This is a genomic window from Burkholderia sp. MSMB1835 (assembly GCF_001526365.1).
Lineage (GTDB): Bacteria > Pseudomonadota > Gammaproteobacteria > Burkholderiales > Burkholderiaceae > Burkholderia.
This window is the reverse complement of the sequence record NZ_LOYP01000048.1, coordinates 101875-115803: the sequence shown is the minus strand read 5'-3', so window position 1 is coordinate 115803 and position 13929 is coordinate 101875. Positions and strand designations below refer to the sequence as shown.

Here is a 13929-nt window from a genome sequence, read left to right as displayed (position 1 = left end):
CGTCGTCCCCATACCGTCGGCATGCCGGGCTCCTCGTGTCGTGACGACCGTGAAGGCGGACAGTGTAAACGCCGCAGGCGCGCACCGCGGTGCGCGCCCGTCACGACGATCGTCGTGCGACGTAGCGATCAGAACTTGTGGCGAATGCCGACGATCGCGAGTTCCTGCGTATCGGTGCCGGCGTTCACGCCGTACGAGCCGACCGAAGCGGCGGCCTTCACGGTCTTGCCGCTCGCGTCGAGCGTATTGCCGCTCGCCTTCTGATAGCCGAACAGCGCATACAGGTCGGTGCGCTTCGACAGCGCGTAGTCCGCGCCGAGGTTGACCTGGTTGTAGTGCGCGGAAGCCGGGCCCGTCAGCGACGTGTAGTTGTAGCCGACGCCCGCGCGCAGCGCCGGCGTGAATTGCCAGTTGAAGAACGCCGAGCCGTTGTTGAACTTCGCGTTCCGGTTGAATGCCGACAGCGTGTCCGCGCCGTATTGCGTGTTCGAGTACGCGAGGCCGAAGGTCGCCGGCCCGGCCACGTACTGGCCGGCCACGCGCACGATCTGGATCGATTTCGCGCTCGAGAAGCCCTGGTTGATCACGGTGTTGAACAGCGTGTCCGAGCTGCTCGACCACGTGCGCACGCCACCCGCGACCGTCGTGCCGCCGTTCGCGTAGAAGTAGCCGGCGCCGAGCGACAGCGGGCCGTTCGCGTAGCTCGCGCCGAAGCTGTACGTACGGCCGCTGCCGGTCGCGCCTGCGACGCCGCCGAAGCCGTACAGCGCGGCGAACTGGAAGCCGGAGATCAGCGGGCTCGTGTATTTCACCGAGTTGCTGACGCGCAGGCTGTTGTCGTAGTTGTCGAGATCGCCCGGCGTCGCGAACACGCCGCCGAAGTAGTTGTCTTCCGTGAGGCCCTGCACGAGATCGACGACCGGATCGTATTGGCGGCCGAGCGTCACGGTGCCGTACGTGCTGCTCGCGAGGCCGACGACGGCCTTGCGGCCGAATTCACGCTGGCCCTGGCCGAGCGCGCCGGTGCCGATGTTGAAGCCGTTCTCGAGCTGGAACAGCGCGGACAGACCGCTGCCGAGATCCTCGATGCCGCGCAGCCCCCAGCGGCTGCCCGACAGGTTGCCGCTGCTGAACTTCACGAGGTTCGACGCGTTGCTGCCGTTCGCGTTCTGCGCGTTGTGGACGTACGCGATGCCCGCGTCGGCGATGCCGTACAGCGTGACGCTGCTTTGTGCGTGGGCACCCGCGGCGACGAGCGCGGCCGGCAGCGCGAGCAGTGCGAATGACCGGATCTGTTTCATGGTTGGATTCCCCCGTTGGTCGATTGGTCTGACGAGCCGGTGAACGATACGGATGGCGTATCGCCAAGGGAACCAATAAATTGTCGGATCGTTATGAGGCGGCGCGGCGATGGATGCGCGCGCAACGGATCGACGAGCGGCGCGCGAATAGCGTGTGCATCGCGCGCGTGCCGCGCGATCCGGCGCGCCAGGTCAGTGGCGCGCGTCGCCCGGTGCGAACAGGCGCGGCTGTGCCGCGTTCAATGCGTCGTCCGCTTCCGGCTGCCACGGAAAAATTCCGTTGCGGTCCGGCCACAGCAACTGCACGCACGGGAATTCGTCGTTGCCGTAGAACCAGCGGTTCCAGCCGAGATGGGCTTCGTAGTGTTCCTTCTCGACCGGCATCAGCAGCGCGTTCGCGTTGCCGTAGACGGCGGCCGTGACTTCGCCGACCGGCGGCGGCGTGCCGGCCGCGACCTTCCGATAGACGTCCCACAGCACGTCATGGACGATGCGCGTCGGCAACGAGAAAACGATGATTTCCGGGAAACCGTGGTTGACCCACAGCCCGGTCGTGAACGAGAAACCCGGCGCGTCGTCTTCCGCGAATACTTCGGTGCGGAACCATCCGTGCTGGCGAATCTGACGCACGAAGCGCTGCTCGTCTTCCTCGAGCACCGAATCGGGCGCATCGAGCGCGGTCGCGATATCCGGTCGCGTGGTCATGGGTGCTCCTCGGGTATGCGTGGGTCGGTACGAAACCGGGCGATGGCCCCGGCCGGCCGGAACGCGATCGGCGGCGACATTCGCCAACGATCGATGGCCGCCATGTTGCCATGGCGGCCGGTCTATTGCGCCACGTCTTCCGCGTCCGCCGTCTCGCCGAGGAATCCGCCGCTCTGGTGCGCCCACAGCGCCGCGTAAATGCCACCTGCCTGCAGCAACTGCTGGTGCGTGCCTTCCTCGACGATGCGCCCTTCGTCGAGCACAATCAGCCGGTCCATCGCGGCGATCGTCGACAGCCGGTGCGCGATCGCGATCACCGTCTTGCCGTGCATCAGACTGTCGAGGCTGCGCTGGATCGCGACTTCGACCTCGGAGTCGAGCGCGCTGGTCGCTTCGTCGAGCACGAGGATCGGCGCGTCCTTGAGCATCACGCGCGCGATCGCGACGCGCTGCCGCTGGCCGCCCGACAGCTTCACGCCGCGCTCGCCGACTTCGACGTCGTAGCCGCTGCGGCCATGGCGGTCGCGCAGCCGGTCGATGAACTCGGCCGCTTCCGCGCGCACGGCCGCGTCCTGCATCTCGCGCTCGGTCGCGTCGGGGCGGCCGTACAGCAGGTTTTCGCGCATCGTCCGGTGCAGCAGCGACGTATCCTGCGTGACCATCCCGATCGCGCCGCGCAGGCTGTCCTGCGTCACGTGTGCGATGTCCTGCCCGTCGATCCGGATCGTGCCGCCGCCGACGTCGTAGAAGCGCAGCAGCAGGTTCACGAGCGTCGACTTGCCGGCGCCCGAGCGGCCGATCAATCCGATCCGCTCGCCGGGCCGGATCGTCAGGTTCAGCCCGTCGAATACCGCGCGATCGTTGTCCTCGTGCGCGAACTGCACGTTGTCGAACACGATTTCGCCGCGCTGCACCGCGAGCGGCTTCGCATCGGGCGCGTCGACCACGCTGCGCACCTTCGTCAACGTGTTGATGCCGTCCTGGATCGTGCCGACATTCTCGAACAGCTCGGTCATTTCCCACATGATCCAGTGCGAGTAGCTCGACAGGCGCAGCGCCATCGCGATCACGGCCGCGACCACACCCGCGCTCGCCTCGCCGTGCATCCACAACGCGAGCGCGAGCCCGGCCGAGCCGACCAGCAGCAGCGTCGACAGCAGGTGGTTGACGATCTCGAACGCGCTGACGAGCCGCATCTGCGCGTCGCCGGTCGCCTTGAACGCTTCCATCGCGCGCCGCGCGTGCTCGGCTTCGCGCCGCGTATGCGAGAACAGCTTCACGGTCGTGATGTTCGAATACGCGTCGGTGATGCGGCCCGTCATCAGCGCGCGCGCGTCGGCTTGCCGGCTGCCGACCGCGCCCAGGCGCGGCACGAAATACGCGCACGCCGCGCCGTAGCCGAGCGCCCACAGCGCGAGCGGAATCATCAGCCGCCAGTCGAAGCTGGCGGCGAGCACGAGAATGCCGATCAGGTAGGCCGTGACGCCGATCACGACGTCGACCGACATGAACAGCGCGTCGCGTACCGCGAGCGCGGTCTGCATGATCTTGGTCGTCACGCGGCCCGCGAACTCGTTCGCGTAGAACGACAGGCTCTGGTCGAGCATCAGCCGGTGAAACAGCCAGCGCAGCCGCATCGGGAAGTTGATCGCGAGCACCTGGTGCTTGACCATCGTATGCAGCGCGATCAGCAGCGCGCTGCCGGCGAGGATCGCCGCGAAACCGGCGAGCGTGGCGAAGTGGCGGCCGCCGAAGTCGGCCGGTGTCGACGACGACAGCCAGTCGACCACGTGCCCCATCATCGCGAACAGCGCGGCTTCGTACGCGGCCAGCGCGGCCGACGTCAGCGCGATCAGCAGGATCCAGCCGCGCGCGCCTTTCGTGCACGCCCAGACGAACGAGAAGAATCCCTTCGGCGGCGTGACGGGATCTTCGAGCGGGAAAGTCGGCAGGCGCCGTTCAAACCACGAATACATCGACTTGTTCTCCTTATACGGCCCGACGCGACGGGCGGGCCGATGGTGCCGGACCGGATGCGATGCGGTCATCGTGTGCCGGCACGTTCCTTTCGGCCGACGGACGTTACGCCGCGATCGCGTGGCCCGGCTCGAAGTGTCGCATCGATTCGACCGCGCTGCAGGCGGGTTGTAAGCCGCCCCGGCCGTGCGAACGGCGCCGGACTCGCGCAGCGGGCTTTCGGGAATGGACATCGCGCCCCTAAAAAACCCCTTGACTATCTATCTATGAGTAGATAAAGTTCGATCCATGGAAACGAAACCGACCGTCCGCGAACAGATTCTCGACCACGCGATCACGCTGATGATGCAGCGCGGTTACAACGGCTTCAGCTATCGAGACCTGTCCGACCTGGTGGGCGTGAAGACGTCGAGCATCCACTACTACTTCCCGTCGAAAGACGATCTCGTGCTGGAAGCGGTGGCGGCGTACAGCGACGAAGTCCTCGCGGCGGTGCGGGCGATCGATCCGGCCTTGCCGGCCGACGTGAGGCTGAGCCTGTACACGAAGATGTTCGGTCGCACGCTCGGCGACGGCAATCTGATCTGCCTGTGCGGGATGCTCGCGGCCGACATCGAAACGCTGCCGGAGAACGTGCGGCAGGCCGTGCAGGCGTTCTTCACGGCCAACGAGCGCTGGCTCGCGGAATTGCTCGCGCAAGGCGCGAAGGAAGGCACGCTGCAGTTCAGCGGCGAGCCCGACACGGCGGCGCGCACGTTGTATGCGGCGTTTCAGGGCAGCGTGCTGGCCAGCCGGCTGTTTCACACGCGGGCGCGTCTCGAGGACGTCGAGGCAGTCTGGAAAACGCGGTCCTGACGGACGGCGCAAGCAGTGGGGCGGTTCGCCGCCACTTTTAGTGGATCTTGCTATCTATCATGTAGTAGATAGATTGCTGGCGCAGATGGATCGACCATCTGCATTTTTTGGGGATGTTTATCTATCTATGAGTAGATAAATTGACGTGAGGTCGGCGGAGAAGCCGCCGGCACGCGGTCCCCGGTTCGAAGGCTGTTTCATTCATTTGCTGAAAAGGAGTCTGTCATGTCGATCGAAAAAGTGCTGTACCGCGCCCATGCAAAAGCCACCGGCGGCCGCGACGGCCGTGCGACGGTGCCCGAAAGCGGTCTCGACCTGAAGCTGACCACGCCGCGCGAGCTCGGCGGCGCGGGCGGGGCGGGCGCGAACCCCGAGCAACTGTTCGCCGCCGGCTACAGCGCGTGTTTCATCGGCGCGATGAAGTTCGTCGCGGCGCGCGACAAGATCGCGATGCCCGCGGACGCCGCGATCGAAGGCAGCGTCGGTATCGGCGCGATCCCGAACGGGTTCGGCATCGAAGTGGAACTGAAGATCTCGCTGCCCGGCCTCGATCGTGACATCGCGCAAACGCTGATCGACCGCGCGCACGTCGTCTGCCCGTACTCGAACGCGACGCGCGGCAACATCGACGTCACGCTCACGCTCGTCTGATCTATCGCACTGCAAAACATTCATCGCCATTCGCAGAAATCAACCAAGGAGTCGCACCATGAAGATCGTCAAGCCGCTGCTGATCGCCGCCGCCGTTGCAGCCGCGTTGTCCACCGCCCCTGCCGCATTCGCCGCCGGCACCGATGCCGACGCCGTCCGTCCCGATGTGAAGACGAGCGCGTTCCTCGCCGCGCTGAACGGCCAGAAGGGCCCGGGCCTCGAAACGCTGAGCCCCGCGAAGGCGCGCCAGGTGCTGGTCGACGCGCAGAATGGCGTGAAGGTCGATCTGTCCGGCATCGACGTGTCGAACCGCACGATCGAGCAGGACGGCCTGTCGGTGCCGGTCACGATCGTGCGTCCGCAAGGCGCGACGGGCACGCTGCCGGTATTTGTGTTCATCCACGGCGGCGGCTGGGTGCTCGGCGATTTCCCGACGCACGAGCGCCTCGTGCGCGATCTCGTCGTGCAGTCGGGCGCCGTCGCGGTGTTCGTGAACTACACGCCGTCGCCGGAAGCGCGTTACCCGGTCGCGATCAATCAGGCGTATGAGGCGACCAAGTGGGTGGCCGCGCACGGCGCGGAGATCGGCGTCGACGGCAGCCGCCTCGCGGTGGTCGGCAACAGCGTCGGCGGCAACATGTCGGCGGTCGTCGCGCTGATGGCGAAGGACAAGGGCGGCCCTGCGATCCGTTTCCAGGGGCTGATGTGGCCGGTCACGGATCACGACTTCAACACCGGTTCGTACCGCGCGTATCAGCAGGGCCACTTCCTGACGCGGCCGATGATGAAGTGGTTCTGGGACGCCTATACGAAGAACGAAGCGCAACGCAACGAGATCTACGCATCGCCGCTGCGCGCGAGCCTCGCGCAACTGAAGGGGTTGCCGCCCGCGCTGATCCAGGTCGCGCAGTTCGACGTGTTGCGTGACGAAGGCGAAGCATACGGTCGCAAGCTCGACGCGGCCGGCGTGGACGCGACGACCACGCGCTACGACGGCACGATCCATGATTTCGGTCTGCTGAACGCGCTGGCCGACGATGCACCGACGAAGGCCGCGATCAAGGCGATGGCCAATGAAATCGCGACGCGGCTGAAGTAACGCGATCGACGGTCGTTCGAACCCGAACGGCGGGACGGCGGGCACGTGCCCGCCGTTTTCGCATGAAGGAGGGCGTCCCGCTCATGCCCGGCCGCGCGTCGGTCGAAACGGTCGAACGGCGATCGCGCAATCGCCCGATCGCCCGATCGCACCTGGCCGCCGGCATTGTTGGTACGATCGCGCGTATCGTTCACGCCGGCGTCGCCAGCCGCCGGTTCATCGGCCGTGCGGCTGCACGGCCGCGCGGCCACGTTCGGGAGAAGCGGTTCATGTTGCAGGCGTTCGCGGTCTTGCTGATCTTCCAGTGTCTCGGGGAAGGGGTGTCCTATTTGTTCGGCCTGCCGGTGCCGGGCCCGGTGATCGGCATGCTGCTGCTGTTCGGCTTCGTGATGCTGCGCCCGCAGGTGGCCGATGCGATCGAGCCGACCGCGCTCGAGCTGCTGCGTCACCTGTCGCTGCTGTTCGTGCCGGCCGGCGTCGGCATCATGGTGTCGGCCGACCGCGTGCGCGGCGACGCGGTCGCGGTCGTCGTCGCGCTGGCCGTCAGCACCACGCTCGCGATCGCGGTGACGGCGCTCGTCACGCGTACGTTGCTGCGACGCCAGCGCCGCGCGGGCGGCACTGCGGAGGGCGCGCAATGACGGCCTTCCCGAAGCTCGGCGCGATCTGGGTCTATCTCGCCGCGAGCCCGCTGCTCGGCCTGACCATCACGCTGGTCGCGTATCTGTTCGCCCAGGCCGTCTATGCGCGGGCACGCTTCAACCCGCTCGCGAATCCGGTGCTGATCGCGGTCGCGGTGATCGTCGTGCTGCTGACGCTCACGCATACGCCATATCCGACGTATTTCGAAGGCGCGCAGTTCGTCCATTTCCTGCTCGGCCCCGCGACCGTCGCGCTCGCGCTGCCGCTGTACCGCCAGTGGTCGAAGCTGCGGCGCACCGCGCTGCCGTTGCTCGTCGGCCTGCTCGCGGGTTCGCTGACCGCGATCGTGTCGGCGGTCGGCATCGCGGCGCTGTTCGGGGCGTCGCATCAGACGATCGCGTCGCTCGCGCCGAAATCGGCGACGACGCCGATCGCGATGGCCGTCGCCGCCGAGATCGGCGGCATTCCGTCGCTCACGGCCGTGCTCGTGATCTCGACCGGGATCTTCGGCGCGGTGTGCGCGCGTGGAATCCTCAATCTGCTGCGGGTCGACGAGCCGGCCGTGCGCGGCTTCGCGCTCGGCGTCGCGTCGCACGGGATCGGCACCGCGCGCGCGTTCCAGGTGAGCGAGGAAGCCGGCGCGTTTGCCGGGCTCGGGATGGGGTTGAACGGCGTGCTGACGGCGTTCGTCGTGCCGATCCTGCTGCCGGTGCTGTCGCGCTGGATCTGAGCGCGCGGCCGCCGGGGTATCGGTTTCCCCGATGGCGCGGACGACAGGCCGACAGGATGGCGCTCGCGGCGCGCATGTATCGTCGGCGTTATCAGGAGAATTCAGGAACGCCCAAGGACATTTGCGCAGCGATCGGCTAACGTTGCATCGGCGCCGTTGTCGCAAGCCGTCGCGTGCACGCCGGTGTCCGACCCACACTCAACAATCGACAAGGAGATCGGCCATGAAGCAGTCTCGCGTGGTTTCGGTGGCAGTAGCGGTAGCGGCGTCGTTCGGTCTGTTGTTGACCGTCGCGCCGACGGCATATGCGCAGGACCCGGCGTCCGCGCCGGCGCAGAAGCAGCTCGACAAGGCGCAGAAGAAAGCGGCGCGCAAGGCGGCCCGCGCGCGGCACGCGTCGGACCTGAAGGCGATCGGCACCGGTAGCGGCTACCGGTTGACCAACGACCAGAGCAACTATCCGCAGAACGCCGTGCAGAAGGCGCCCGCGACGAAGGCGGCGCCGGCCGCACCGGCTTCGGGCCAGTAACGGTCGAACGCGTTACACAGGACGAACGGCGCCGGTCGACCCGGCGCCGTTCGTTCATGTGCGGAACTGCGGGGCCGCGGAGCCGCCGCGTTACGACGCGAGCTTGCTCGCGAGTTCCGCCACGTGCTTGCCCTGGTAGCGCGCGATGTCGAGCTCGTTCGCGCTCGGCTGGCGGCTACCGTCCGCGCCCGCGAGCGTGGTCGCGCCGTACGGCGTGCCGCCGGTGATTTCATTCATGTTGACGAGCCCGCTGCACGCATACGGCACGCCCACGATCACCATCCCGTGATGCAGCAGCGTCGTGTGGAACGACGTGATCGTCGTTTCCTGGCCGCCGTGCTGGGTGCCGGTCGACGCGAACACGCTGCCGATCTTGCCGACGAGTGCGCCTTTCATCCACAGGCCGCCCGTCTGGTCGAGGAACGTGCGCATCTGGCCGGCCATGTTGCCGAAGCGGGTCGGCGTGCCGAAGATGATCGCATCGTAGTCGGCGAGTTCGTCCACCGTGGCGACCGGCGCGGCCTGGTCGACCTTCACGCCGATCGCGCGGGCCTGGTCGACGGGGATCGTTTCCGGCACGCGCTTGAGCGTGACCTCGACGCCGGGCACCGATTTCGCGCCCTCCACGACGTGCTGCGCCATCGTTTCGACGTGCCCGTAGGACGAGTAGTAAAGAACGAGAACCTTGGCCATGTTGCGAATCTCCGATTAAAGGGGCCCCGCGGTCAGCGGAGCCCGGTTTCCCGAGCGGGCATCACGCCCATTCGGCCGTCACTTCGACCGGACGCAGGTCGAACACCAGCACTTCGGCATCCTTGCCGTCCGCGATCGTCAGCGCCTGTTCGCCGCGGATGCGCGCGCCGTCGCCTTCGCCGAGCGTCACGCCGTTGACCGTCACGCTGCCGCGCGCCACATGCACGTAAGCGAAGCGGTTCGGATCAAGTTCCAGCGTAGTGCTTTCGTCGCCGTCGAACAGGCCCGCGTAAATCCGCGTGTCCTGGCGGATCTTCAGCGAACCGGCGTCGCCGTTCGGCGACACGACGAGGGCGAGCTTGCCGCGCTTGTCGTCGGCCGCGACATTCGTCTGCTGATAACGCGGCTCGGCACCCTTTTCGGCCGGCCCGACCCAGATCTGCAGGAAGTGGACCGGCGTGTCCGGCGAGTGGTTGAACTCGCTGTGGCGCACGCCCGTGCCCGCGCTCATCAGTTGCACGTCGCCCGGCACGATCACCGAACCGGTGCCCATCGAGTCCTTGTGTTCGAGCGCGCCTTCGAGCACGTACGACAGGATTTCCATGTCGCGGTGCGGGTGCGTGCCGAAGCCGCGGCCCGGGGCGACGCGGTCGTCGTTGATCACGAGCAGATCGGAGAAACCGACTTGCTTGGGATCGTAGTAATTCGCGAACGAAAACGTATGACGGGAGCTGAGCCAGCCATGCTCCGCACGGCCACGTTGGTTTGCTGCACGGATGTCGATCATGATTTTTCCTTCAAGTCGCCGGACCTCGGAAGTGGGCCCGGCCGTTCGTTGAGATGAATCTTAGGTCAATCGATTTGACAGATAAATCGCTGTAGAGATAATGACTGTCGCTATGGAGTGGACAATATGGAACTCAACGACCTGAGGATCTTCGTCGCGACCGTCGACGCAGGCAGTTTCACGGCGGCGGCCGACCAGTTGATGCTGTCCAAGCAGTTCGTCAGCCGGCGCACGATGGCGCTGGAGGCGTCGCTCGGCGTGCGGCTTCTGCATCGCAATACCCGCAATCTCGCGGTGACCGAGTCGGGGCAGGAGTTTTATGTGCGTGCGCAGCGCATCCTCGCGGAGATCGCCGACGCCGAGCAGGCGATGTCGGTGCGCAGTACCGAGCTGCACGGCTCGCTGAAGATCAGCGCGCCGCTGTCGTTCGGGATCACGCACGTGTCGCCGCTGATCGCCGAATTCCTGTCCGCGCACCCGGCCGTGCGGCTGAACCTCGACCTGACCGACCGGCGCGTCGACCTGATCGGCGAGGGCTTCGATCTCGTGCTGCGGATCGGCTCGCTCGAGGACTCGACGCTGATCGCGCGACCGCTCGGCGCGTGGCGGATGATCGCGTGCGCGAGCCCCGCCTACCTGAAGCGGCATGGCGCGCCGCAGACGCCGACCGATCTGGCCGGCCATACGTGCGTGCTGTACGGGCGCGAGCGGCGGGTCGGCTGGGAATTCCGCGTCGACGGCGCGGCGCGCACGTTCGACGTGCAGGGGCCGCTGGTCGCGAACAACGGCGAAGTGGTGCGCGACGCCGCGATCGCGGGGCTCGGCATCGCGCTGCTGCCGCACTTCATCGTCGGCGCGGCGCTCGACAGCGGCGAGCTCGTGCCGGTGCTCGACGCGTACGCGCCGCCGCCGATCACGCTCAATGCCGTGTTTCCGCAGCACCGGGAGGGGTTCGTCACGCTGCGCACGTTCATCGGGTTTCTCGCGGAGCGGCTCGGGCAGCCGGCGCCGACGGACGCGAGCGGGGCGGGCCGGGTACGGTAGCCGGCCGCTTTGCGGTGAATGAGGTGACTAATCTCCGCAAAATTTGCGGAGATTATTGAATCGTGCGGTGTATCGGTGGATAATCTCCGCATCATGAGCGGAGATTACACCTTTATCTGGGAATCGGCCGACTGGCCGGCATGGCGCTTCGATCTTCCGTCCCTCGCCACGCCGCTCGCCGACGTCAGCCGTGCGCAAGGCATGCTGGCCGGCCGACTGGCGGATGTCGGCCTGGCGTTGCGCGACGAAGCGAGCCTGGCCGCGCTGACGGATGACGTCGTCAAGACCAGCGCGATCGAGGGCGAGAACCTGAATGTCGCGTCGGTCCGGTCGTCGATCGCGCGCCGGCTCGGCGTCGACATCGGCGCGCTCGCGCCGGTCGATCGCCACGTCGAAGGCGTTGTCGACATGGTGCTGGATGCGACGGCCCATGCCGCCGCACCGGTCACCGAAGCGCGGTTGTTCGGGTGGCATGCCGCCCTGTTCCCGACCGGCTATTCGGGACTGTCGCGGATCACCGTCGGCGGGTGGCGCTCGGATGCGAGCGGGCCGATGCAGGTGGTCTCCGGGCCGATCGGCCGGCAGCACGTGCATTTCGAGGCGCCGCCGGCCACCCGCCTGACGCACGAAATCGGGCGCTTTCTCGCGTGGCTCAACGCGCCGCCGGCCGAGCCCTTGCTGATCCGGGCCGGCCTGGCCCACCTGTGGTTCGTCACGCTGCACCCGTTGGACGACGGCAACGGTCGCATCGCGCGCGCGCTCGGCGATCTGGTTCTGGCACGCGGGGACCGAAGCCCGCAGCGTTTCTACAGCGTGTCGGCGCAGATCCAGCGCGAGCGCAACGCGTATTACGACGTGCTGGAGCGCACGCAGCGCGGTTCGCTCGACGTCACAGAGTGGCTCGCGTGGTTTCTGAACACGCTGGGCCGGGCCATCGATCATGCGCACACGACACTCGATGCGGTGCTGATCAAGGCGCGTTTCTGGCAGCGATGCGCGGGCGTCGCGATGAACGAACGCCAGGTCAAGGTCATGAATCGCCTGCTCGACGGCTTCGAAGGGAAGCTGACGACCACCAAGTGGGCCGCTCTCGCGAAATGCTCGCAGGACACGGCGCTGCGCGACATCACGGAGCTCGTCGAGCAGGGCATGTTGCGTCGCTCGGCGTCCGGCGGGCGGAGCACGAGTTACGAGCTGGTGCCGTTCGACGGCTGACGTCATTGCCGGCTCGTCTCGTCCTGCGCGCGAAGGCGTCGTGTGCATGGCCGATGCGGCAGGTGCGATTGCGACACGCGTAGGGCAGGTCGCCCGCGGCGCATCCGGCTCCGGTCGATGGAAGACGACGGGCCGACCAGGCGTGACGGCGCTCGGGCGATCGTGTTCATCGGGATCGTCGGTCGCGCGACGAAAGCTGCGTTGCGCGACGGTATCGTGCACCGCGGCACCGCCGCCGACATGGTTGCGACGACATCGAACGTCGATTGATCGGCGTCGCGCATCCGGGTTACGCTTCGGCGGGCGGCGGCATGCGCTGCATGCCGGGCCGGGCGTTTTTACCTCGAATGTCGCGTGCAGGTCGCTTCTACAGGCGCGCGACGCAGCGACGATCAAGCCGATGACAACCCAGAACCGATCGAATGCGCGCGGGCAAGCCGCGATGTCCGCATGTGAAACGTCGCGCACGCAGTTGCCGTCCATCGCGGCGGCCGCGCTGCTGATGCTGGTGCCGGTCGCCGCGCTGGCGGCCGGCTTCGACTGCGGGAAGGCCGCGTCGCCGACCGAGAAGACGATCTGCGCGAACCCCGTACTCTCGAAGCTCGACGGCGATCTGTCGGCCGCGTGGAAGAGGACGCTCGCGAAGGGCGGCGATACGGCCGCGCCGAAGGCTGCGCAGTTGAAGTGGCTCAAGCAGCGCGACCAGTGCGGCAGCGACGCGTCATGCCTCGGCGACCGCTACCGCGAACGGCTCGCGAGCCTGAACGGCACGCCGCTTGCGGCCGATCGCTGGCAGCAGACGTGGTACCTGACGAGCGACAACCCGTCGGTCGGCGGCGTGCTGACGTTCACCGGCACGGTGCCGCGCCTGCATTTCGAGTTGAGCGCCAACAACGGCGCGAATACCGGCGGCGTCGACGGCGACATCGTGCTGCACGGCGACAGCGGCATCTACCGCCAGAACCAGTGCCGGCTCGACTTCGACCGGACGGGCGGGCGCATCCGCGTTACGCAACAGGGTGCCGATTTCGATTGCGGCGCCGGTGCGGGCGTCACGTACGCGGGCAACTATGTGGCCGCCGCGCAGTCGCAGGCCCAACCGAAAGCCGACCTGCTGAGCCTCAAGGTCGTCGCCGACGCGCGGCAGAACGCGATCGCGCACAAGCTGCTCGGCGCCGACTATCAGACGCTCGTCGACATGGTCAACGTCAGCGCCGACGAGAAGGATCTCGACGGCCTCGACGCGCACGTGACGTCGTACTGGGTGCGCGGTATCGCGACGACGAACGCGGCGATCGTGATGCGCCGCGGCACCGATCTGTGGATCGGGCTGCTCGTGTTCGATGCAAAGAACCACGTCCGGATGCGTTACTACTCGAATGTGCCCGCGTGGAAGAAAACCGTGCCGAAGACGATCAACGCGTGGCACGACACGCTCGACAAGACGCTGCCGATCGACGTGATGCAGTAAGCGGGGCGCCGGCCCGCTATTTCTTGCGCGTCGCGCCGGCAGCGCGGCGCGCGATCGCATCGCGTGCCATGCCGTGCGTGCGGCCGGCACGCCGGTTTCTGCTGGAACGATCCGCGTGCGCGATGCATACGATTGCGGCGAAATCGTCGCGACTCCCGATCCCGTCGATGGCGGCAACACGTGCCGCCGCGCTGTCCGGCCGTCATTCGGCGGCCATTCACGACGTCACG

The 13929-nt window shown here is 67.1% G+C and carries 14 protein-coding genes; 9 read left to right on the top strand and 5 right to left on the bottom strand.

The features are described from left to right. Nucleotides 1–128: 128 nt before the first annotated feature. From WS96_RS21670 to WS96_RS21660, 3 genes are all read right to left on the bottom strand, one after another. A complete protein-coding gene (locus WS96_RS21670; RefSeq protein ID WP_059781957.1) occupies nt 129–1301 on the bottom strand; it encodes a porin in 1173 nt (390 codons plus the stop codon). 192 nt (nt 1302–1493) lie between these two features. Further along, nucleotides 1494–2006, bottom strand: a complete 513-nt coding sequence (locus tag WS96_RS21665; RefSeq protein ID WP_059835250.1) for a DUF4262 domain-containing protein — start codon at nt 2004–2006, stop codon at nt 1494–1496. Nucleotides 2007–2128: 122 nt separating this feature from the next. Next, nucleotides 2129–3982, bottom strand: a complete 1854-nt coding sequence (locus WS96_RS21660; protein WP_059835339.1) for an ABC transporter ATP-binding protein — start codon at nt 3980–3982, stop codon at nt 2129–2131. 289 nt (nt 3983–4271) lie between these two features. Between WS96_RS21660 and WS96_RS21655 the strand changes: the two genes are divergently transcribed. The 6 genes from WS96_RS21655 to WS96_RS21630 all read left to right on the top strand — a co-directional run bounded on the left by WS96_RS21655 (nt 4272) and on the right by WS96_RS21630 (nt 8489). Beyond that, complete coding sequence (locus WS96_RS21655) at nt 4272–4838, top strand: TetR/AcrR family transcriptional regulator (protein WP_059781952.1); 567 nt, start codon at nt 4272–4274, stop codon at nt 4836–4838. Nucleotides 4839–5063: 225 nt separating this feature from the next. Then, nucleotides 5064–5489 (top strand): organic hydroperoxide resistance protein, encoded by a 426-nt coding sequence (locus WS96_RS21650; protein ID WP_034208878.1) that lies wholly within the window; start codon nt 5064–5066, stop codon nt 5487–5489. Nucleotides 5490–5547: 58 nt separating this feature from the next. Then, complete coding sequence (locus tag WS96_RS21645; protein WP_059835248.1) at nt 5548–6588, top strand: alpha/beta hydrolase; 1041 nt, start codon at nt 5548–5550, stop codon at nt 6586–6588. Between the two features lie 269 nt (nt 6589–6857). After that, entirely contained in the window at nt 6858–7229 is a 372-nt protein-coding gene (locus WS96_RS21640; protein ID WP_059835336.1) for a CidA/LrgA family protein, read from the top strand. After that, nucleotides 7226–7960: an LrgB family protein gene (locus WS96_RS21635; protein ID WP_034208881.1), complete on the top strand. Its 735-nt coding sequence runs from the start codon at nt 7226–7228 to the stop codon at nt 7958–7960. The genes WS96_RS21640 and WS96_RS21635 overlap by 4 nt, the downstream gene beginning before the upstream one ends. Before the next feature lie 223 nt (nt 7961–8183). After that, nucleotides 8184–8489, top strand: a complete 306-nt coding sequence (locus tag WS96_RS21630; RefSeq protein WP_059498754.1) for a hypothetical protein — start codon at nt 8184–8186, stop codon at nt 8487–8489. Between the two features lie 90 nt (nt 8490–8579). On the opposite strand, the gene wrbA is transcribed toward WS96_RS21630, so the two are convergent. Both wrbA and WS96_RS21620 read right to left on the bottom strand, forming a co-directional pair. Further along, entirely contained in the window at nt 8580–9182 is a 603-nt protein-coding gene (wrbA, locus tag WS96_RS21625; RefSeq protein WP_034208883.1) for an NAD(P)H:quinone oxidoreductase, read from the bottom strand. Nucleotides 9183–9243: 61 nt separating this feature from the next. Continuing rightward, nucleotides 9244–9969 carry a pirin family protein gene (locus WS96_RS21620; protein WP_059498753.1) on the bottom strand — a complete coding sequence of 242 codons (726 nt, stop codon included), beginning with the start codon at nt 9967–9969 and terminating at the stop codon, nt 9244–9246. A 126-nt stretch (nt 9970–10095) separates the two neighbouring features. Here WS96_RS21620 and WS96_RS21615 point away from each other — a divergent pair, with 126 nt between their 5' ends. From WS96_RS21615 to WS96_RS21605, 3 genes are all read left to right on the top strand, one after another. Then, nucleotides 10096–11013 carry a LysR family transcriptional regulator gene (locus tag WS96_RS21615; protein ID WP_059835246.1) on the top strand — a complete coding sequence of 306 codons (918 nt, stop codon included), beginning with the start codon at nt 10096–10098 and terminating at the stop codon, nt 11011–11013. A gap of 93 nt (nt 11014–11106) precedes the next feature. Further along, nucleotides 11107–12228 (top strand): Fic family protein, encoded by a 1122-nt coding sequence (locus WS96_RS21610; protein ID WP_218920987.1) that lies wholly within the window; start codon nt 11107–11109, stop codon nt 12226–12228. A gap of 400 nt (nt 12229–12628) precedes the next feature. Further along, the gene (locus tag WS96_RS21605) at nt 12629–13699 is read left to right on the top strand and encodes a lysozyme inhibitor LprI family protein (protein ID WP_373557911.1); all 1071 of its coding nucleotides are present in this window, start codon (nt 12629–12631) and stop codon (nt 13697–13699) included. The last annotated feature ends 230 nt before the right edge of the window (nt 13700–13929 follow it).